The sequence below is a fragment of the Delftia sp. WSY_10 genome, from assembly GCF_043104705.1.
In the GTDB taxonomy this organism is placed as follows: Bacteria; Pseudomonadota; Gammaproteobacteria; order Burkholderiales; family Burkholderiaceae_C; genus Comamonas; species Comamonas tsuruhatensis.
Window position 1 is genome coordinate 51,703 of record NZ_JBICKY010000004.1, and the last position, 18,371, is coordinate 70,073.

Below are 18,371 nucleotides of genomic sequence, written 5' to 3' on the forward strand. Positions count from 1 at the left end.
CGGCAATTCCATCCCCCTCCGAGCGCCCCATGACCCAAGCCCCCGTCACCGCCGGCACGCCCTACGGCACCATCCCTCCCGCCTCGCCGCTGCCCCAGCGCCGCCCCGTGAGCCTTCCGCGCCTGGCGCAGATGCGCGAGGCCGGCGAGAAGATCACCATGGTCACCGCCTACGACGCCACCTTCGCGGCCGTGGCCGATGCGGCCGGCGTGGAGTGCATCCTGGTCGGCGACTCGCTGGGCATGGTCTGCCAGGGCCTGCACAGCACCGTGGGCGTGTCGCTGCGGGACATGTGCTACCACACGGCCAGCGTGGCGCGCGGCCTGCACCGCGTGCAGGGCACGGCCTGGCTGATCGCCGACATGCCCTACGGCAGCTACGCCGAAAGCCGCGAGCAGGCCATGCGCAGCGCCTGCGAGCTGATGCAGGCCGGCGCCCATATGGTCAAGCTCGAAGGCGGCGGCTGGACCGCGCCCACCGTGCAGTTCCTGGTCGAGCGCGGCGTGCCCGTCTGCGCCCACCTGGGCCTGACGCCGCAGACCGTGCATGCGCTGGGCGGCTACCGCGTCCAGGGCAAGAGCGACGAGGGCGCGGCCACGCTGCGCCGCCATGCGCTGGAACTGCAGGATGCAGGCGCCTCCATGCTGGTGCTGGAGATGGTGCCGGCACAGCTGTCGCGCGAACTCACGGCCGAGCTGCCGCACTGCCACACCATCGGCATCGGCGCGGGCAGCGGCACGGCCGGCCAGGTCCTGGTGCTGCACGACATGCTGGGCGTGAACCTGGGCAAGATGGCCCGCTTCGTGCACAACTTCATGGCCGATGCGGGCAGCGTCAAGGGCGCCTTCGAGGCCTATGTGCATGCCGTGAAGAACGGCAGCTTCCCCGACGACAGCAAGCACGCTTGGTAGTCCGGCAGGTTGCACGGTCCGTTTTTCCGCTTCCCGCTTCCCGTTCCCCCGCTTTCCCGCTTCCCCGCTTTCCCATGCAAATCGTCCACTCCATCGCCGACCTGCGCGCCATCCTGGCCAGCAAGGGCCGCCCTGCCTTCGTGCCCACCATGGGCAACCTGCACGATGGCCACCTGTCCCTGGTGCGCGCCGCGCGCCAGCACGGCGACATCGTCGTGGCCAGCATCTTCGTGAACCGCCTGCAGTTCCTGCCGCACGAGGATTTCGACAGCTATCCGCGCACCTGGGCGCAGGACTGCGCCAAGCTGGAGAGCGAAGGCTGCGACCTGCTGTTCGCCCCGCGCGAAGCCGATCTCTACCCCGAGCCGCAGACCTTCAAGATCCAGCCCGACGCGCAGCTGGCCGACATCCTCGAAGGCCATTTCCGCCCCGGCTTCTTCACGGGCGTGTGCACCGTGGTGATGAAGCTGTTCTCGGCCGTGTTCTTCGCCAGCGGCGGCGGCACGGCCGTGTTCGGCAAGAAGGACTACCAGCAGCTGCTGGTGATCCGCCGCATGGTCGAGCAGTTCGCCCTGCCCGTGAACATCGTGGCCGGCGACACGGCGCGCGCCGACGACGGCCTGGCGCTGAGTTCGCGCAACGGCTACCTGAGCCCCGATGAACGCCAGCAGGCCATGGCGCTGTCGCAGGCACTCAAGCAACTGGCCGACGCCACGCGTGCAGGCCAGGCTCCGCTGGCCGAACTGGAGGCATGGGCCATGCAGTCCCTGGCCGCACAGGGCTGGGAGCCCGATTACCTGACCGTGCGCCTGCGCCGTGACCTGCAGCCGCCGGCCGAGGGCGCGCAACTGGCCGGTGCACCCCTGGTGGCCCTGGGCGCCGCGCGCCTGGGCAAGACGCGCCTGATCGACAACCTGGAGTTCTGATCCAGCGCAAGGCGCCTGCGGCCACGGCGGTCCAAGCTGGATGCCATGGCCAGGAAATTCCCCATCCACCCCGCCCATCCCGAGCGCACCTGCTGGGGTTGCGACCGCTACTGCGCCCGCGACGAGCTGGCCTGCGGCAACGGATCGGACCGCACACAGCACCCGGTGGAGGTCTTTGGCGACGACTGGATGGAGTGGGGCCTGCCGCCCGAGCCGGCGGCAGACAACGCAGCCAGCCTGAAGGACGCGGCGCGCTGAAGTCGCCCACCCCACTTCAAGCGACCGCGGCCACCTCGGCGGCGAGCGCGTCCACCAGCCACTGCACCTCGGCCACGGCCGGCCGGTGCAGCGGCAGCAGCGCATGGACCTGGAAGGGAATGGAAAACGCCAGCGGCCGCACCACCAGCTGCGGCCCGGCGCAGACTCGCGCCGTCAGCGGATTGACGATGGCCACGCCCAGGCCATGCTGGACCATGGCGCAGACCGCCACGGCGCTGTGGGTTTCCAGGTGCAGCTGGCGCTGCACGCCGGCCTGCTCGAACACGGCATCGATCTGCTGGCGATAGGGGTCGTCTCGCGCCAGGCTGATGAAGCCCTCCCCCGCAAAGTCGCCCGCCTCCAGCACCGGGCGGGCCGCCAGCGCATGCCCTGCCGGCAGCACGGCCACCTCGTCCATGGCGGGCAAAGCCAGAGCACGCGTGCCGGGCGGCGCCTCGGCCAGTTCGGCCAGGCCCAGGTCGTAGCGCTGGGCGGCCATCCACTCCTGCAGCAGCGGCGCCTCCTGCGTGGCCACGCTGACGGCCACGGGGCCATGCTCCGCATGCAGCCGCGCCAGCGCTGCGGGCAGCAGCGCATGGCTGAGCGCGGGCAGGCACAGCACGTTGATGCGCGCCTGGTGCGGACGCCCCAGGGCCAGCGCATGCTCCACCACCCGGTCCAGCCCCTGCCAGCTGCGCTGCACCTCGGCCCACAGCGACAGGGCGCGTGCCGTGGGCCGCAGCCGGCCCTGAGCGCGCTCGAACAGCGCATAGCCCAGCAGGCTTTCCAGGCGCGCCAGTTCGCGGCTGACAGTGGGCTGGGAGCTGTACAGCATCTGCGCCGCCGCCGTGGCGCTGCCGCTGAGCATGAGCGCGCGAAACACATCCAGGTGGCGATGGGAGATGCGGGGCTCGGGGGACGTGTGCGGCAGCGCGGGGTCTTGCATGGGCAGAGCATATCCAAATCAAATAGACACCATAAGAACAAGCATTGGACTGAATGACTCCCATCCGCCATGATGCGCGGCAGTTCCCCTGAAAGAGACACCATGTCCAATCCCTTCTCGCCCGCCCAGCTCTGGGCCCTGGCCGACCAGCACGGCACGCCGCTGTGGGTCTATGACGCCGCCACCATCCGCGCGCGCATCGCCCAGCTCAAGGCCTTCGACACCATCCGCTTTGCGCAGAAGGCCTGCTCCAACATCCACATCCTGCGGCTGATGCGCGAGCAGGGCGTGAAGGTGGACGCCGTCTCGCGCGGCGAAATCCTGCGCGCGCTGGCCGCCGGCTACGCGGCCGGCCATGGCGACGACCTGCACAGCGACATCGTGTTCACCGCCGACGTGATGGACGAGGCCACGCTGGCCTGCGTGGCCGAGCACAAGGTGCCCGTGAACGCCGGCTCCATCGACATGCTGCACCAGCTGGCCCAGGCCTCGCCCGGCCATCCCGTGTGGCTGCGCATCAACCCCGGCTTCGGCCACGGCCACAGCAACAAGACCAACACGGGCGGCGAGCACAGCAAGCACGGCATCTGGCACAGCGACCTGCTGGCGGCGCTGCAGGCCATCCGCGACGGCGGCCTGAAGCTGGCCGGCCTGCACATGCACATCGGCTCGGGCGTGGACTACGGCCACCTGCAGCAGGTCTGCGGCGCCATGGTCGAGCTGGTGCGCGCCACCCGCCAGGCAGGCCATGACCTGCAGGCCATCTCGGCCGGCGGCGGCCTGTCCATTCCCTACCGCGATGGCGACGCCACCATCGACACCGCCCACTACCACGGCCTGTGGGATGCGGCACGCAAGGACGCCGAGGCCATCGTGGGCCACGCGCTGGGCCTGGAGATCGAGCCGGGCCGCTTCCTGGTGGCCGAATCGGGCGTGCTGCTGGGCCAGGTGCGCGCCACCAAGAACGCGGGCAGCAACCATTTCGTGCTGGTCGATACGGGCTTCAACGAACTGATGCGCCCCTCCATGTACGGCAGCTGGCACGGCATGGAAGTGCTGCGCCGCGACGGCCAGGCCATGCCCCTGCGCGATGCCGTGGTCGCCGGCCCGCTGTGCGAATCGGGCGACGTTTTCACCCAGGGCGACGGCGGCGTGGTGCTGCCGCGCGCGCTGGCAGGCGCAGCGGTCGGCGACCTGCTGGTCATCCATGACACGGGCGCCTATGGCAGCTCCATGTCCAGCAACTACAACACGCGCCCGCTGGCCGCCGAGGTGCTGGTCGACGGCGACAGCGCGCGCCTCATCCGCCGCCGCCAGACGGTGGAGGAACTGCTGGGCCTGGAGCTGGGCCTGTAACTGGGCCTGTAACTGGGCATGTAGCGCGCCAGGCGCCAGGATTTCTGACGCAAAAAAGCCCCGGGGCCTTCCAGCTCCGGGGCTTTTTCATCGCCGGGCCGCCCCAAGATGAAAAGCGGCCCCCTCGGGGGGCAGTGGACCTTGCGCAGCAAGGGGAGCGTGTGGGCCATTTTTCATGGACACCGAAGAATCACTCGCCGCGTGGATCGCGCGCCATCAGGTGCTGCACGGCCTCGGCCGCCTGCAGCCGGCCGTCCAGCAGCTCGACCACGGTTTCGGTGATCGGCATCTCCACATTCAACAGCCGCGCGCGCGCCAGCACGGTGCGTGCGCTGTACACGCCCTCGGCCACATGGCCCAGCGAGGCCACGGCCTGCTCCAGCGTGCGGCCCTGGGCCAGCAGCAGGCCCACCTTGCGATTGCGCGACAGGTCGCCCGTGGCCGTCAGCACCAGATCGCCCAGGCCGGACAGGCCCATGAAGGTCTCCACCCGCGCGCCCAGGGCCAGGCCCAGTCGCGTCATCTCGGCCAGGCCGCGCGTGATCAGCGCGGCGCGGGCGTTCAGGCCCAGCTGCAGGCCGTCGCACAGGCCGGTGGCAATGGCCAGCACGTTCTTCACGGCGCCGCCCACTTCCACGCCCACGATGTCGGCGTTGGCGTAGACGCGCATGGCATCGCCATGGAAGGCCGCGACCAGGGCGTCATTGACCTCGGCATGCCGGCTGGCCGCCACCAGGGCCGTGGGCTGGTGGCGCGCCACCTCGGCCGCAAAGCTGGGGCCGCTGAGCACGCCGCACAGCAGATCGGGCGCCACCTCGGCGCAGACCTCGTGCGCCATCAGTCCATGGGCGGCGGCCGACGCGCCTGCGGGCACGGCCTCGAAGCCCTTGCACAGCCACACCACGGGCGCCCGCACATTGCGCAGGCGGCCCAGCCATTCGCGCAAGGCCGCCATGGGCGTGCCGATCACGATCAGGTCTGCCGCAGCCAGATGGCCGTCGATCTCGCCATGCACCACCTGCAGCGCGGCAGGCAGCGCCACGCCCGGCAGGTAGCGCGCGTTCTCGCCGCTGTCCCGCATGGCCTGCGCCTGGGCAGCGTCTCGCGCCCACAGCGTCACGACACGTCCGTCATCGCGCGAGGCCGCGCTCATTGCCAGCGCCGTGCCCCAGGCGCCTGCACCAATCACCACAATGTTCATATCTGCCCGACGTTGAAGAAGCGACGTTGATGAAAAAAAGAGGCCCTCGGGCCTCTTTTCTTGTACCACAGCGATGCGACGCGCCTGGGCGCAAGTCTCATCGGCCGGGATGGGACCGGCTTACTGCGGCAGCGAGTTGCCGTCCGCCTGGGCGGCTGCCTGCTGCTGCTCGTACATGGCCTGGAAGTTGATTTCGGCCAGGTGCACGGGCGGGAAGCCGGCGCGTGTGACCACGTCGGCCACGTTGCCGCGCAGGTAGGGATAGATGATCTGGGGGCAGGCAATGCCGATCACGCCACCCATCTGGTCTTCGGGCACGTTGCGGATCTCGAAGATGCCGGCCTGCTTGGCCTCGACCAGGAACACGGTCTTGTCCTGGATCTTGGTCTGCACGGTGGCCGTCACGGCCACTTCGTAGATGCCTTCGGCCACGGGAGTCGCCTCGACGCCGAGCTGGATGTCCACGCTGGGCTGCTCCTGCTCCAGCAGGATGGCGGGCGAATTGGGCTGCTCCAGCGACAGGTCCTTGAGGTAGACGCGCTGGATCTGGAAGACGGGAGTGTCCTGTTCGGCCATGGAATCAGTCTTTCTGGGCAAAAAACCCTGGCACGGCGGCCAGGGCATCAAAAAAATCACCAACAAAATGCCCGCTGCCAATAGGTTGCGCAGCGGGCACCTGGGCCTGCATTATGCAGTGCCCGTGTTTCAGCTTTGCAGCATGGGCACCAGGCCACCGTCGGCGTCCAGCGCCATCAGGTCGTCGCAGCCGCCCACATGGTGGTCGCCGATGAAGATCTGGGGCACCGTACGGCGGCCCGTGCTCTGCATCATCACGTCACGCGCGGCAGGGTCGGTATCGATGCGGATCTCTTCGATCTGCTCCACGCCCTTGGACTTGAGGATCTGCTTGGCCCGGATGCAATAGGGGCAGACAGCGGTGGTGTACATCTTCACGGCTTGCATATGCGACTTTCTTCGAGTGGGCGGCTTGCCGGCTGCAGGCGCCGGGGACGCGGCGCAGCGGCTTCCATCGTGATCAACTGGAGGCGCTTCAGGCCTTTTCAACCGGCATGCCGGCATCGCGCCAGGCCTTCAGGCCACCGGCCAGGGCCTGGGCCTTTTCGTAGCCCAGCTTCTTCGCAATGCCTTCGGCACGCGAGGCGCGGTTGCCCTTGGTGCAGATCAGCACCAGCGGCAGGGCCTTGTTCTTCACGGTGGCAGGCAGCTTTTCCTCGAACTGGCCCAGCGGCACATTCTTGGCGCCATTGGCATGGGCGGCCGCGTACTCCTCGGGCTCGGAGACATCGATGACCACGGCCTTTTGGCGGTTGATCAGTTGCACGGCCTGCGCCGCCGTCAGCGAGCCGCCGCCTGCGCCGCGCACCAGGGGCAGCAGCAGCATCACGCCGGAAGCCAGCGCGATCAGGATCAAATACCAGTTATCGATGATGAATTTCACGTCATTCCTTGGGTTGGCAAACCTGTCAATTCTAGAATGCTGGCTTTTGCCCCCGCGACAGCCCAGCTTTGTCGCATCGAGAGACTTAGAAAGCCGCCATGTACAAGCTCGTGCTGATCCGCCACGGTGAATCCACCTGGAACCTCGAAAACCGCTTCACCGGCTGGACCGATGTGGACCTGACCGCCACCGGCGTCGAACAGGCCAAGAACGCCGGCCGCCTGCTCAAGGCCGAAGGCTATGACTTCGACCTGGCCTTCACCAGCGTGCTCAAGCGCGCCACGCGCACGCTGTGGCACACGCTGGACGAAATGGACCGCACCTGGCTGCCCGTGCAGCACAGCTGGCGCCTGAACGAGCGCCACTACGGCGGCCTGCAGGGACTGAACAAGGCCGACATGGCCAAGCAGTACGGCGACGCCCAGGTGCTGGTCTGGCGCCGCAGCTACGACACGCCCCCGCCGGCCCTGGAGCCCCAGGACCCGCGCAGCGAGCGCAGCGACGTGCGCTACGCCCAGCTGGACCCCAGCCAGGTGCCGCTGACCGAATGCCTGAAGGACACGGTCGCGCGCGTGCTGCCGTTCTGGAACGAGTCCATCGCGCCCGCCATCCTGTCCGGCAAGCGCGTCGTGGTTGCCGCGCATGGCAACTCCATCCGCGCGCTGATCAAGTACCTGGACGGCATCTCGGATGACGCCATCGTCGGCGTCAACGTGCCCAACGGCATTCCGCTGGTCTACGAGCTGGATGCCAATCTCAAGCCCATTCGCCACTACTACCTGGGCGATGCCGAGGCTGCCGCCAAGGCGGCAGCCGCCGTGGCCGCACAGGGCAAGGCTTGAGCCTGACCCGCCTGAGGTGAGCGCCTGCTACGGAAATTGCGCTTGCTGCGCCGTTTTTAGGGAACCACGCGGGCGCTTGCCTTTCCAAGCGGGTGTATATTGACGCGGTTAAAGGGGTGATATGGGCCAGAAAATCAAAATTGCCGGCTGGGTTTCCGTAGGCGTAATCGCCGGAGCACTGACCACGGTTTCCTTGCAGACCGTGGCCCGCGGTGCCATGACCCCGCTGCCGCTGGAGGAAATCCAGCAGCTGTCCGCCGTCTTCGGCCTGATCAAGACCGACTATGTCGAGTCGGTCGATGACAAGAAGCTGATCACCGATGCCATCTCCGGCATGGTGTCCAGCCTCGATCCGCATTCGCAGTACTTCGACAAGAAGTCCTACAAGGAATTCCGCGAGGGCACCTCGGGCCGCTTCGTCGGCGTGGGCATCGAGATCACGCAGGAAGACGGCCTGATCAAGGTCGTCTCGCCCATCGAAGGCTCCCCCGCCTTCCGCGCGGGCCTGAAGACCGGCGACCTGATCACCAAGATCGACGACACGGCCGTCAAGGGCCTGTCGCTCAACGACGCCGTCAAGCGCATGCGCGGCGAGCCCAACACCAAGGTGCAGCTGACCATCCTGCGCAAGGATGAAAGCCGCAGCTTCCCCGTGACCATCACGCGCGAGGAAATCAAGACGCAATCCGTCAAGGGCAAGGTCATCGAGCCCGGCTACGGCTGGATCCGTCTGAGCCAGTTCCAGGAACGCACGGTGGACGACTTCGTGCGCAAGGTCGAAGAGCTGTACAAGCAGGAACCCAACATGAAGGGCCTGGTTCTGGACCTGCGCAACGACCCGGGAGGCCTGCTGGACGCGGCCGTCGCCATCTCGGCAGCCTTCCTGCCGCCCGATGTGACCGTGGTGTCCACCAACGGCCAGCTGGCCGAGAGCAAGGAAACCTACAAGGCCTCGCCCAGCTTCTATGCCCGCCGCGGCATGGGAGACCCGCTGCAGCGCCTGCCCGCCTCGCTCAAGAAGCTGCCGCTGGTGGTTCTGGTCAACGAAGGCTCGGCCTCGGCCAGCGAAATCGTGGCCGGCGCCCTGCAGGACCACAAGCGTGCGGTCATCATGGGCAGCCAGACCTTCGGCAAGGGCTCGGTGCAGACCGTTCGCCCGCTGGGTCCCGACACGGGCCTGAAGCTGACCACGGCCCGCTACTACACGCCCAGCGGCAAATCCATCCAGGCCAAGGGCATCGTTCCTGACGTGATGGTGGACGAGACCCCTGAAGGCGATCTGTTCGCTGCCCTGCGCATGCGCGAGGCCGACCTGGAAAAGCACCTGTCCAGCGGACAGGGCGCCGAAGTCAAGGACGAAGTGCGCGAGAAGGCTCGCGAGGAAGCCCGCAAGCGCCTGGAGGAAGAGGCCAAGAAACCCCTGGCCGAGCGCCGCCTGCCCGAGTTCGGCACCGAAAAGGACTTCCAGCTGCAGCAGGCGCTCAACCGCCTCAAGGGCCAGCCCGTCATGGTCAGCAAGACCCTGACCGAGCGCGAGCCCGAAAAGAAGGAAAACTGAAGAGCGCGGACCGGGTCCGCGCTCCCACCAAGCCGGGCCCGCGCCCGGCTTTTTCACGTCTGGAGACGCGAATGAACGACGATCAACTGCTGCGCTACTCGCGCCACATCCTGCTGGACGAGATCGGCATCGAAGGCCAGGAGCGCATCCTGGCAGCGCATGTGCTCATCATCGGCGCAGGCGGCCTGGGCGCGCCTGCCTCGCTGTACCTGGGCTCGGCCGGCATCGGCCGCATCACCCTGGTGGACGACGATGCCGTGGACATGACCAACCTGCAGCGCCAGATTGCCCACACCACCGATCGCGTGGGCCAGCCCAAGGTGCAATCCATACGCACGGCCGTGCATGCCATCAACCCCGGCATCCGCATTGATTGCCGCCAGCAGCGCGCAGACGATGCCCTGCTGGACGAGCTCGTGCCCCAAGCCACGGTGGTGCTGGACTGCACGGACAACTACCGCACGCGCCACATGATCAACGCGGCCTGCGTGCGGCACAAGGTGCCCCTGGTGGCGGGGGCGGCCATCCGCCTGGATGGCCAGCTCATGGTGATGGACCCACGCGACGAGAACTGCGCCTGCTATGCCTGCGTGTTCCCGCCGGAGGCGCAGTTCGAGGAAGTGCAGTGCTCGACCATGGGCGTCTTCGCCCCCGTGGTCGGCGTCATGGGCACGCTGCAGGCGGCCGAAGCCCTCAAGCTGATCGCGGGTTTTGGCACGCCTGCAACAAACCGCCTGACCATGTTCGACAGCCGCAGCCTCGATTGGAGTAGCATGCAAACCACCCGTGTGCCGGACTGTCCCGTTTGCGGCAACAAGGCGTAGGAATCGGCTGACTTCCAGGCCGATCCCCCACTGGCACAATCGCCCGCTGTCGCGCAGGACAATGAAGGCCGGGTTCCGCCGGACTCCGATTGCCATCCGCGTCCCTATTGGATACAGCCGTGAAATTGCGCACCTATCTTGTTGAAGACAACCCAACGATCCGCGAGAACCTGATCGCCACGCTCGAGGAACTCGCCGATGTCGAGGCCGTGGGCATCGCCGAGACGGAAAGCGCGGGGACGGACTGGCTTCAGCAGAACCCCGACGCATGGGATCTGGCCATCGTCGATCTGTTCCTGCGCCAGGGCAGCGGCCTGGGTGTGCTCACCGCCTGCCGCGAGCGCCAGCCGCACCAGAAAATCGTGGTGCTCAGCAACTACGCCACCCCTGACATCCGCAGCCGCTGCGCCCAGCTCGGCGTGGATGCGGTCTTCGACAAGTCCAATGAGATCGATGCACTCATGGACTATTGCATGAATATCGACGCCGCATCGCTCAATCAACTCAAAACAGCCTGAACCCAAAACACGGCATTTTTACTCTCCATCAAAGAAAAAGGCTGCACGACTTGATAATCGTGCAGCCCGTATTTTCTATTGACTGGGAATCAGTCGATCAGCCGGTTTTTCAGCGCGTAATACGTGAGATCGCTGTTGGATGACAATCCCATTTTCTCCATAAGCCGCGTGCGATAGGTACTGACCGTCTTCACGCTCAGCGAGAGCGATTTCGCAATATCACCTGCCGTTTCGCCGCGCGCGAGTTTGAGGAAGACCTGGAACTCACGCTCGGACAGCTGTTCATGCGCTGGTGCGTCATCCTTGCGGTTGAGCTGCTGGGCCAGCAGGTCGGCCACGGCCGGCGTCAGATAGCGGCGGCCCAGGGCCACGGTGCGGATGGCCTCGGCAATCTCCTGGGGATCGCATTCCTTGTTCAGGTAGCCGCTGGCGCCCTGGCGGATCAGGTTGATCGCGTAGTGCTCCTCGGGATATCCGCTCAGGATCAGGATGCCCATGTCCGGGGCCTTGGCCCGCAGCATGGCCAGCGCATCGATGCCGCTTTGCCCGGGCATGGACAGGTCCATCAGCAGCACGTCGATCTCGTGGGCTCGGACCAGGTCGATGGCCTCACGGCCATTGGCGGCCTCACCGACTACACGCAGGTCCACATGTTCCGAGAGAAACTGACGCAGACCCGAGCGCACAATTGCATGGTCGTCCACAATGCCGATTCTGATCATGAATACCTCTTTTTCGGGGGACCAGCAGGAACGCCGGTCGTGCAAACAATATATGGTAACGGCCGGGGCAGGAACTGCTCCGGCTGCCGATAACACGAATTATGCAGAATATCGGCGAAGATCTTGTAGGTGAGAGGATGCTTATGCGTTGGATAAATTTCCGAAGAATTGCGATCAGCCTGGCATTTGCCATCGTTGCGGCCGTGCTGCTTGTCAGCATTAACGAGGCCAGCTACAAGCGCTCGACCAAGGCGCTGGAGGCCATGACCCAGACCCAGGCGACCCGCTCGGAAATCAGCCAACTGCTGCGGTTGATGCTCGATGCCGAGACCGGCCTGCGCGGCTACCTGCTCACGGGGGAGGAGCGCTACCTGGAGCCCTACAGCAAGGCGATCACGGCCATCAACTACAACATGGACGAGTTGCGCCAGATCTTCATCTACGACCCCCAGGAACTGGCCATCTTCACGCCGCTGGCCCGCCAGGTCGAGCGCAAGATGAGCGAGATGGAGTTGAGCCTGCGCCTGTACCGCCAGGGCAACGAGGAAGCCTGGCGCTTCGTCATGTTCACGGACGTGGGCATGGAGAACATGGACGCCATCCGGGACTACACCGGCAAGCTGCTGTCAGGCATAGACGAGCGCTCGGCCAAGAACCTGCAGGATATCGAGCACACGCTGTCGCTGTCGCGCATAGGCATTGCCACGGTGACCGCGCTGGGCGTGCTGGGCTTTTTCATGTACCTGCGCCAGGCCCACGCGCTGCAGCAGGCCCATCAGCGCGAGCAGGAAATCCAGCGTGACGAGCGCAACCGCCTTGAAGCCCTGGTGCGCGAACGCACGGCCACGCTGACGGAGCTGGCCAACCACTTGCAGCAGGTGCGCGAGGATGAGCGCGGCCACCTGGCGCGCGAGCTGCACGATGAACTGGGCTCGCTGCTGACGGCGGCCAAGCTCGATGTGGCCCGGCTCAAATCCAAGATCGACCTCAGCGCCCCCGACGTGGGAGAGCGCGTCAGCCATCTGGTGGAGACGCTCAACAGCGGCATTGCCCTCAAGCGCCGCATCATCGAGGACCTGCGTCCTTCGTCACTGTCCAACCTGGGCCTGACCACGGCGCTGGAAATCCTGGCACGCGAATTCGGCGAACGCAGCGGCATCGAGGTCACAGCGAACCTGGAGCAGGTGGAGCTGCCGGAATCGACCCAGCTCACGGTCTACCGCATCGTGCAGGAGTCGCTGACCAATATCGGCAAATACGCCAAGGCCAGCCACGTACTGGTCTCCGTGCACAACTACCCGACCTATGTGACGGTGCAGATCCAGGACGATGGCGAGGGCTTCGAGACCTCGGCCATGCGCCCCAACTCCCACGGGCTGGCCGGCATGCGCCATCGCGTGGAGGCGGCAGGCGGGCGGCTGACCGTCTCCTCCGAACTGGGCAAGGGCACGGCCATCTCCGCCGTCATTCCGCTGAGCCCGGCATCCGCCTGACCACGACGCATCGCCTGCACGCACAACCCCTGCCCGGCACCGCCCTGGCAGGGGTTTTTCTTGATGGGCACTGCGGGCCGGCGCTTTTCCTACACCCACCCCCTGCCTAACCCTGACGCCATGCCACGCCGGACACCGTCAATCCGGCCTCGGGCGGCTCGGTACAGTCAATCGCATGGGAACAGCACTCGGCTCCTGACAGCCAGATGCCGTTTCTTGGCAACGAACAACCAAGGAGTTCTACATGCTGCACTACGCCATCGTGTTTTTCGTGATCGCTCTCGTCGCCGCCATCTTCGGCTTTGGCGGAATTGCGGCAGGTGCTGTAGGCATCGCCAAGATCCTGTTCTATATTTTCGTGATCATGGCTGTAGTCACCTTTGTGATGAGCCTGATCAAGAAGTAGCGGCGGCGCCGCCTTCAGCCACCTGCCAGCCCAAGCCCGCCTCCGGCGGGCAGCCAGCCCGGCAGCCCGACCGCCTTTCCCATTCATGCAAGTTTTGAGGAGATAGAACCAATGAGCCAAGCCGAGAAAGCCGTGAACAAAGCCGCCGATACCGCCAAGGACGTTGCCCAGGACGTAGCAGACACTGCCAAGGAAGCCGTCAACACCACGCGCCGCACTGCAGCAAATGCTCTGGACAAGGCCGAGGAAGGCGTGAAGTCCATCGAGCGTGAACTGAATCCCGTCATCGACGACCTCGCGGCACGTGCCCAGGAACTGGCCACGCGCGGAATCAACTTCTGCGCCGACAGCTCCGACCGCGCCCGCCGCCAGCTGCAATCTGCCACGGAAGCCACCACGCGCTACGTCATCGAGCAGCCTGGCCGCTCCATGCTGCTGGCAGCAGCCACGGGCGCAGCCCTGGCCACCGCGTTCTTCATGAGTTCCCGCTCGCGCAAGTGAGCTGCAGCCCAGCCCCCCGAGTTCCCTCGACTACCGTTTCCCTCAATTTCTTGTCCAAGAAAGAACTGACCATGCAAAAGTACACCCGTGCCATCGCTTTCGCTCTCGTCGCCGGCGCCACCGTGCTCGGCACCACCGCCTGCTCCGTGGCCCGCGACCAGCAGACCGTGGGTTCGTATGTGGATGACGCCGGCATCACCACTGCCGTGAAGGCCAAGATGGCAGAGGACAAGAGCGTCTCGGCCACCTCCATCAGCGTCGAGACCCTGAACGGCACGGTGCAACTGTCGGGCTTTGCCAAGTCGGAGTCGGAAAAGGCCCGCGCTGCCGCGATCGCACGCACCACCAAGAACGTGCGCGAAGTGCGCAACAGCATCGTGGTTCGCCCCTGATGCAGGCCCCTGCGGGGGCTGATCCAAGTACAAGGCCGGAGACTTCCGGCCTTTTTTCATCCAGGGCTCCAACTGCCGCCGCCGCAAGGATTGCCGACCATTGCAGCCGACGGCAGGTACGACCCCTTTCCACCGTGCGCCGGACATACGGCGTAAAGTGACCGACATGCGAGTCTTCAACTGCGATGCCTGTGGCCACCCGGTCTTCTTCGACAGCGTTCAATGCGTGCACTGCGGCGCCACCCTGGCCTTCCTGCCCGAGCGACTGCATGTGGCCTGCCTGCGACCGGTTTCCGGCGCGCGGGACAGCGCGCTGTGGGAGAGCCTGTCCTCCCTGGGCGCAGGCAAGCCGCCAGGCCGCCTCTACAAGATGTGCAGCCACCGGGGACCTGTGGGCCAGTGCAACTTCGCCCTGCCCGCCGACGACCCCCACGCGCTGTGCGAATCCTGCCGCCAGACACGCTGGCTGCCCGATCTGTCAGACCCGGCCAATGCCTTGCGCTGGACCAAGATCGAGGCGGCCAAGCGCCAGCTGTTCTATACGCTGGCCCGCCTGGGCCTGGGCCCCAGGCCTGGAGAGGACGGGCCGCGCTTCGAGCTGCTGGCCGACCTGCCCGGGCAGGCGCCGGTGATGACCGGCCATGCCAACGGCACCATCACGCTGAACGTGGTGGAGGCCGACGATGCCGAGCGTGCCCGGCGCCGCCAGGCGCTGCATGAGCCCTACCGGACGCTGGTGGGCCATCTGCGCCATGAGTCCGGCCACTTCTTCTGGGACAGGCTGGTGGTGGGCGCGGGCCGTATCGAGGAATTCCGCCGCCTGTTCGGCGACGAGCGCCAGGACTATGCCCAGGCCCTGCAGAACTACTACGCACGCAGCCCGCTGGATGGGCAGTGGCGCGACAACTTCGTCAGCGCCTATGCCACCTCCCACCCGTGGGAAGACTGGGCCGAAAGCTGGGCCCACTACCTGCACATGGTGGATCTGCTGGAGACTGCGGCCAGCTATGGCACCTGCATCACCTTGCCAGGAGGCGCAGGCACGGCGGCGGGCATGGGAACGCCGGCCGCGCTGTGCGTGCAGGACCCGTTCGCGGTCCCTGCCCGGCCGGACTTCGGCACCATGCTGGACCAGTGGGTGCCGCTGACGCTGCTGACCAACAGCCTCAACCGCAGCCTGGGCCACGGGGATGCCTATCCGTTCGCTCTTTCAATGGGCGCGCGGCGCAAGCTGGAATTCGTGCATGCGGCCGTGAATGCAAGTGCCGCCACGCAGAGCGCCTGATATCGTGAACTCGTCATGGGGGCAGGCCAAGGCGCCTGGCCAGCCTCCCTCTCTCAAGGAGCGCGATTGGCCTGCACCTTCTCAAGCAGTCGCGTGCGCACGTTGGGCGAGACGAACTTGTCGATCTCGCCATCCAGCGTGGCGATCTCGCGCACGAAGGTGCTGCTGATGAACTGGTAGCGGTCGCTGGGCGTGAGGAAGACGGTCTCCACCTCGGGCATCAGCGTGCGGTTCATGCCGGCAAGCTGAAACTCGTAGTCGAAGTCGGTGACCGCGCGCAGGCCGCGCACCATGGCCTTGCCGCCGCGCTCGACCACGAAGTCGCGCAGCAGGCCATGAAAGCTCTCGACCTGGACATGGGGATAGATGGACACGGCCTCGCGCACCATCTCCATGCGTTCCTCGAGATTGAACATGGTCTTCTTGTGGTGGCCGGCCGCCACGGCCACGATGACGTGGCTGAACAGCTGGGTCGCACGGCGCACCACGTCTTCGTGGCCCAGCGTGATCGGATCGAAGGTTCCGGGGTAGACGGCAATCACGTCGTGGCTCATGGCGTTCACTTTCCTTGGCTGCGCGTGCCCTGGTCCGGCACGGATGGCGCATTATGCATTGCACTGCAGCATGGCCCGTCGGCTGCGCGACAGCCGCATTCCTGCGCTGGAACACGGCTGCGGCGCCAGCCTACTCGTCCTGCGCGGCCTTGCGCAGCAGATGGGCGTGGACGGCACCCGCCTTGAGATGGCGGAACAGCTGCAGGCCGCCAGCCTCGGCCAGTTGCTCCTCGGTCCAGGCCTGGGGCGCCTCCAGATAGACATAGCCCTGGGCGGAGACGGCCAGCGCAGCGGCCTTCAGCGCAGGCTCGAACAGCTCGGCATGGTCGAACGGCGGATCGATCAGCACCAGGTCCAGCGTGCCCGGCGCCACCTGGCGCAGGCAGCCCAGGCCATCGCCGCGCAGCACGCGCACGGACTGGGCGTCCAGGCGCTCGCGCAGGCGCTGCAGCTGCAGCACCAGGGCGGCGTCCTGCTCGTTCATCAGCACGCTGGTCGCGCCGCGCGATGCGGCCTCGAAGCCCAGCGCACCCGTGCCCGCGAAGGCGTCCAGGCAGTGCCAGCCCGTCAGGTCCTGGCCCAGCCAGTTGAACAGGGTCTCGCGCACGCGGTCCGGCGTGGGGCGCAGGCCCGGGCGCTGCGCCACGGGCAGACGCGTGCGGCGCCACTGGCCGCCGATGATGCGGACCTCGCCCGCACCCGAGGGTGCCGGCTTGCCCGCCTTTGCCTTTGCGGCCGGCGCTGCGGCAGGCGCCTTGGGCGCCGCGGCCTCGGCCGTGGCCTTTTCCAGCCAGCGCTTGCCGGCAGGGGTATGCAGTTTGATGCTGTTGCGGCTCATTGCTTGCCTCCCACGACGACGGTCACCATGCGATCGGGCTGCAGCATGCGCTGCATGGCCTCGCGCACATCACGCACGGTCAGCGCCTGCACGCGCTCGGTCCAGTGCTCCAGATAGTCCAGCGGCAGGCCGTTCCAGGCGATGTTGGCCACATTGCCCAGCAGCTTGCGGTTGCTGTCTATGCGCAGCGCAAAGCCGCCGATCAGATTGTCCTTGGCGGCCTTGAGCTCCTTCTCGGTCGGGCCGTCGGCGACAAAGCGGCGCAGCGTGTCCTGCGACACCTTCAAGGCCTCGGCCGCCTGGTCGGGGCGTGTCTGCAGGGCGATCGTGAAAGCACCCGCGTCCAGGCCTGGCGAGAAGTCGCTGTAGACGCTGTAGCTCAGGCCGCGCTTTTCGCGCACTTCCTCGGTCAGCCGCGAGGTGAAGCCGCCGCCGCCCAGGATGTGGTTGCCCACGAGCACGGCCATGAAGTCCGGGCTGTTGCGTGCAATGCCGGGCTGGGCGATCAGCACCTGCGCCTGGGCCGAGGCGAAGGGGATGTTCTCGTTGACCGGCGCCTTGAGCGCCTGCACCTTGGGCACGTCGGGCAGCGGAGCGCAGGCACTGGCGTCCTGGCCCTGGGCCGCCTGCAGCGGAGCCAGCAATTGCTGCACCAGCTGGTCGGCCTGCTCGCGGCTGACGGCGCCGACGATGCTGACCTTGGCACGGCAGGCGGCGATCAGCCGGCGGTGGAAGGACTGCATGTCCGACAGGTCGATGCGCGACAGGCTCTCGGCCGTGGCACGCGCACCGTAGGGGTGGGTGCCGAACACGCCCTGGCTCAGGGCCTTGCCGGCCACCGTTCCGGGGCGCGTGTCCGATTCCTTGATGGCCGCAGTCCAGCGCTCGCGCTCGCGCAGCCACACATCCTGCGGCCAGCTGGGGCTGGCGATCTGGCGCGCGGCCAGGGCCACGGCGCGCTGCAGCAGCGCAGGCTCGGTCAGGGAGCGCAGCCCATAGCTGAAGCTGTCGCGGCCCGCCTGGGCGCCAAAGCTGGCACCCAGATCGGCCCAGGCCTGGCCCAGGCCGTTTTCATCGAGAGCAGGCGCGCTGCCCTGGGCCGTGACGCCCTTGGACGCCATCAGCGCCACGGCGCTGGCCAGGCCGACCTGGTTGGCGGGATCGCGCCGGCTGCCGGCGTCGAAATCCATCTGCACATCGACCATGGGAATGCCCGGGCTGTCCACCAGCCAGACCTGCGCCCCGCTGGGCTGGGTCCAGTGCTGGATGGGCAGCAAGGCCCATGCGGACGTGGCGCCAAAGCCCAGGCCCACGCTTGCCAGCACGGAGCTGGCCACCATCTTTTTCATGTTCTTCATCTTCACTCCAGCGTGCTTCGGGG

22 protein-coding genes are annotated in these 18,371 nt (G+C 66.7%); 13 read left to right on the forward strand and 9 right to left on the reverse strand.

The window, feature by feature from the left end; translation table 11 throughout:
• The first annotated feature begins 29 nt into the window (after window positions 1–29).
• From panB to ACF8ML_RS00475, 3 genes are all read left to right on the forward strand, one after another.
• A complete protein-coding gene (gene panB, locus ACF8ML_RS00465; RefSeq protein ID WP_392405850.1) occupies window positions 30–911 on the forward strand; it encodes a 3-methyl-2-oxobutanoate hydroxymethyltransferase in 882 nt (293 codons plus the stop codon).
• A gap of 74 nt (window positions 912–985) precedes the next feature.
• Window positions 986–1,837, forward strand: coding sequence for a pantoate--beta-alanine ligase (gene panC / locus ACF8ML_RS00470; protein ID WP_016449059.1), 852 nt, complete (start codon window positions 986–988; stop codon window positions 1,835–1,837).
• Between the two features lie 45 nt (window positions 1,838–1,882).
• Window positions 1,883–2,095, forward strand: coding sequence for a DUF3079 domain-containing protein (locus tag ACF8ML_RS00475; RefSeq protein WP_017404237.1), 213 nt, complete (start codon window positions 1,883–1,885; stop codon window positions 2,093–2,095).
• A gap of 16 nt (window positions 2,096–2,111) precedes the next feature.
• Here ACF8ML_RS00475 and ACF8ML_RS00480 read toward each other — a convergent pair whose 3' ends face one another.
• Entirely contained in the window at window positions 2,112–3,041 is a 930-nt protein-coding gene (locus ACF8ML_RS00480) for a LysR family transcriptional regulator (protein ID WP_392405853.1), read from the reverse strand.
• A gap of 102 nt (window positions 3,042–3,143) precedes the next feature.
• On the opposite strand from ACF8ML_RS00480, the gene lysA reads away from it, so the two are divergent.
• Window positions 3,144–4,397, forward strand: a complete 1,254-nt coding sequence (gene lysA, locus ACF8ML_RS00485) for a diaminopimelate decarboxylase (RefSeq protein WP_046239501.1) — start codon at window positions 3,144–3,146, stop codon at window positions 4,395–4,397.
• 190 nt (window positions 4,398–4,587) lie between these two features.
• Here the strand turns inward: lysA and ACF8ML_RS00490 are convergent, their stop codons facing one another.
• From ACF8ML_RS00490 to ACF8ML_RS00505, 4 genes are all read right to left on the reverse strand, one after another.
• Window positions 4,588–5,598 (reverse strand): NAD(P)H-dependent glycerol-3-phosphate dehydrogenase, encoded by a 1,011-nt coding sequence (locus ACF8ML_RS00490; protein ID WP_016454153.1) that lies wholly within the window; start codon window positions 5,596–5,598, stop codon window positions 4,588–4,590.
• A gap of 120 nt (window positions 5,599–5,718) precedes the next feature.
• Window positions 5,719–6,174, reverse strand: coding sequence for a protein-export chaperone SecB (secB, locus tag ACF8ML_RS00495; RefSeq protein ID WP_013803924.1), 456 nt, complete (start codon window positions 6,172–6,174; stop codon window positions 5,719–5,721).
• 129 nt (window positions 6,175–6,303) lie between these two features.
• Window positions 6,304–6,561, reverse strand: a complete 258-nt coding sequence (gene grxC, locus ACF8ML_RS00500; RefSeq protein ID WP_016449064.1) for a glutaredoxin 3 — start codon at window positions 6,559–6,561, stop codon at window positions 6,304–6,306.
• Window positions 6,562–6,649: 88 nt separating this feature from the next.
• A complete protein-coding gene (locus ACF8ML_RS00505) occupies window positions 6,650–7,057 on the reverse strand; it encodes a rhodanese-like domain-containing protein (RefSeq protein ID WP_016449065.1) in 408 nt (135 codons plus the stop codon).
• Window positions 7,058–7,155: 98 nt separating this feature from the next.
• Here ACF8ML_RS00505 and gpmA point away from each other — a divergent pair, with 98 nt between their 5' ends.
• The 4 genes from gpmA to ACF8ML_RS00525 all read left to right on the forward strand — a co-directional run bounded on the left by gpmA (window position 7,156) and on the right by ACF8ML_RS00525 (window position 10,799).
• Window positions 7,156–7,899: a 2,3-diphosphoglycerate-dependent phosphoglycerate mutase gene (gpmA, locus tag ACF8ML_RS00510; RefSeq protein WP_034366077.1), complete on the forward strand. Its 744-nt coding sequence runs from the start codon at window positions 7,156–7,158 to the stop codon at window positions 7,897–7,899.
• 121 nt (window positions 7,900–8,020) lie between these two features.
• Entirely contained in the window at window positions 8,021–9,457 is a 1,437-nt protein-coding gene (locus ACF8ML_RS00515; RefSeq protein ID WP_016449067.1) for a S41 family peptidase, read from the forward strand.
• A gap of 71 nt (window positions 9,458–9,528) precedes the next feature.
• Complete coding sequence (locus tag ACF8ML_RS00520; protein ID WP_017404230.1) at window positions 9,529–10,281, forward strand: HesA/MoeB/ThiF family protein; 753 nt, start codon at window positions 9,529–9,531, stop codon at window positions 10,279–10,281.
• Between the two features lie 119 nt (window positions 10,282–10,400).
• On the forward strand, window positions 10,401–10,799 hold the full coding sequence (locus tag ACF8ML_RS00525) for a response regulator (protein WP_013803928.1): 399 nt from the start codon (window positions 10,401–10,403) through the stop codon (window positions 10,797–10,799).
• An 89-nt stretch (window positions 10,800–10,888) separates the two neighbouring features.
• Here the strand turns inward: ACF8ML_RS00525 and ACF8ML_RS00530 are convergent, their stop codons facing one another.
• Window positions 10,889–11,521, reverse strand: a complete 633-nt coding sequence (locus ACF8ML_RS00530; RefSeq protein ID WP_012203736.1) for a response regulator transcription factor — start codon at window positions 11,519–11,521, stop codon at window positions 10,889–10,891.
• Between the two features lie 143 nt (window positions 11,522–11,664).
• On the opposite strand from ACF8ML_RS00530, the gene ACF8ML_RS00535 reads away from it, so the two are divergent.
• From ACF8ML_RS00535 to ACF8ML_RS00555, 5 genes are all read left to right on the forward strand, one after another.
• Window positions 11,665–13,014 (forward strand): CHASE3 domain-containing protein, encoded by a 1,350-nt coding sequence (locus tag ACF8ML_RS00535; protein ID WP_016449069.1) that lies wholly within the window; start codon window positions 11,665–11,667, stop codon window positions 13,012–13,014.
• Between the two features lie 244 nt (window positions 13,015–13,258).
• Entirely contained in the window at window positions 13,259–13,420 is a 162-nt protein-coding gene (locus ACF8ML_RS00540; RefSeq protein WP_013803930.1) for a DUF1328 domain-containing protein, read from the forward strand.
• A gap of 111 nt (window positions 13,421–13,531) precedes the next feature.
• A complete protein-coding gene (locus ACF8ML_RS00545; RefSeq protein ID WP_016449070.1) occupies window positions 13,532–13,921 on the forward strand; it encodes a hypothetical protein in 390 nt (129 codons plus the stop codon).
• Between the two features lie 71 nt (window positions 13,922–13,992).
• Complete coding sequence (locus tag ACF8ML_RS00550) at window positions 13,993–14,313, forward strand: BON domain-containing protein (protein ID WP_392405859.1); 321 nt, start codon at window positions 13,993–13,995, stop codon at window positions 14,311–14,313.
• Between the two features lie 166 nt (window positions 14,314–14,479).
• Complete coding sequence (locus ACF8ML_RS00555; RefSeq protein WP_016449071.1) at window positions 14,480–15,598, forward strand: putative zinc-binding metallopeptidase; 1,119 nt, start codon at window positions 14,480–14,482, stop codon at window positions 15,596–15,598.
• A 53-nt stretch (window positions 15,599–15,651) separates the two neighbouring features.
• Here ACF8ML_RS00555 and coaD read toward each other — a convergent pair whose 3' ends face one another.
• The 3 genes from coaD to ACF8ML_RS00570 all read right to left on the reverse strand — a co-directional run bounded on the left by coaD (window position 15,652) and on the right by ACF8ML_RS00570 (window position 18,348).
• Window positions 15,652–16,152, reverse strand: a complete 501-nt coding sequence (coaD, locus tag ACF8ML_RS00560) for a pantetheine-phosphate adenylyltransferase (RefSeq protein ID WP_016449072.1) — start codon at window positions 16,150–16,152, stop codon at window positions 15,652–15,654.
• A 130-nt stretch (window positions 16,153–16,282) separates the two neighbouring features.
• Window positions 16,283–16,990 (reverse strand): 16S rRNA (guanine(966)-N(2))-methyltransferase RsmD, encoded by a 708-nt coding sequence (gene rsmD / locus ACF8ML_RS00565; protein WP_070080628.1) that lies wholly within the window; start codon window positions 16,988–16,990, stop codon window positions 16,283–16,285.
• Complete coding sequence (locus tag ACF8ML_RS00570) at window positions 16,987–18,348, reverse strand: pitrilysin family protein (RefSeq protein ID WP_046985885.1); 1,362 nt, start codon at window positions 18,346–18,348, stop codon at window positions 16,987–16,989. Before ACF8ML_RS00570 ends, rsmD begins: the two co-directional genes overlap by 4 nt.
• Window positions 18,349–18,371: the final 23 nt, after the last annotated feature.

Excerpts from the sequence above, each read along its gene's own strand:
- panB (WP_392405850.1), top strand. The coding sequence starts at position 30 with ATGACCCAAGCCCCCGTCACCGCCGGCACGCCCTACGGCACCATCCCT.
- panC (WP_016449059.1), top strand. The coding sequence starts at position 986 with ATGCAAATCGTCCACTCCATCGCCGACCTGCGCGCCATCCTGGCCAGC.
- ACF8ML_RS00475 (WP_017404237.1), top strand. The coding sequence starts at position 1,883 with ATGGCCAGGAAATTCCCCATCCACCCCGCCCATCCCGAGCGCACCTGC.
- ACF8ML_RS00480 (WP_392405853.1), bottom strand. The coding sequence starts at position 3,041 with ATGCAAGACCCCGCGCTGCCGCACACGTCCCCCGAGCCCCGCATCTCC.
- lysA (WP_046239501.1), top strand. The coding sequence starts at position 3,144 with ATGTCCAATCCCTTCTCGCCCGCCCAGCTCTGGGCCCTGGCCGACCAG.
- ACF8ML_RS00490 (WP_016454153.1), bottom strand. The coding sequence starts at position 5,598 with ATGAACATTGTGGTGATTGGTGCAGGCGCCTGGGGCACGGCGCTGGCA.
- secB (WP_013803924.1), bottom strand. The coding sequence starts at position 6,174 with ATGGCCGAACAGGACACTCCCGTCTTCCAGATCCAGCGCGTCTACCTC.
- grxC (WP_016449064.1), bottom strand. The coding sequence starts at position 6,561 with ATGCAAGCCGTGAAGATGTACACCACCGCTGTCTGCCCCTATTGCATC.
- gpmA (WP_034366077.1), top strand. The coding sequence starts at position 7,156 with ATGTACAAGCTCGTGCTGATCCGCCACGGTGAATCCACCTGGAACCTC.
- ACF8ML_RS00515 (WP_016449067.1), top strand. The coding sequence starts at position 8,021 with ATGGGCCAGAAAATCAAAATTGCCGGCTGGGTTTCCGTAGGCGTAATC.
- ACF8ML_RS00520 (WP_017404230.1), top strand. The coding sequence starts at position 9,529 with ATGAACGACGATCAACTGCTGCGCTACTCGCGCCACATCCTGCTGGAC.
- ACF8ML_RS00530 (WP_012203736.1), bottom strand. The coding sequence starts at position 11,521 with ATGATCAGAATCGGCATTGTGGACGACCATGCAATTGTGCGCTCGGGT.
- ACF8ML_RS00535 (WP_016449069.1), top strand. The coding sequence starts at position 11,665 with ATGCGTTGGATAAATTTCCGAAGAATTGCGATCAGCCTGGCATTTGCC.
- ACF8ML_RS00540 (WP_013803930.1), top strand. The coding sequence starts at position 13,259 with ATGCTGCACTACGCCATCGTGTTTTTCGTGATCGCTCTCGTCGCCGCC.
- ACF8ML_RS00545 (WP_016449070.1), top strand. The coding sequence starts at position 13,532 with ATGAGCCAAGCCGAGAAAGCCGTGAACAAAGCCGCCGATACCGCCAAG.
- ACF8ML_RS00550 (WP_392405859.1), top strand. The coding sequence starts at position 13,993 with ATGCAAAAGTACACCCGTGCCATCGCTTTCGCTCTCGTCGCCGGCGCC.
- ACF8ML_RS00555 (WP_016449071.1), top strand. The coding sequence starts at position 14,480 with ATGCGAGTCTTCAACTGCGATGCCTGTGGCCACCCGGTCTTCTTCGAC.
- coaD (WP_016449072.1), bottom strand. The coding sequence starts at position 16,152 with ATGAGCCACGACGTGATTGCCGTCTACCCCGGAACCTTCGATCCGATC.
- rsmD (WP_070080628.1), bottom strand. The coding sequence starts at position 16,990 with ATGAGCCGCAACAGCATCAAACTGCATACCCCTGCCGGCAAGCGCTGG.
- ACF8ML_RS00570 (WP_046985885.1), bottom strand. The coding sequence starts at position 18,348 with ATGAAGAACATGAAAAAGATGGTGGCCAGCTCCGTGCTGGCAAGCGTG.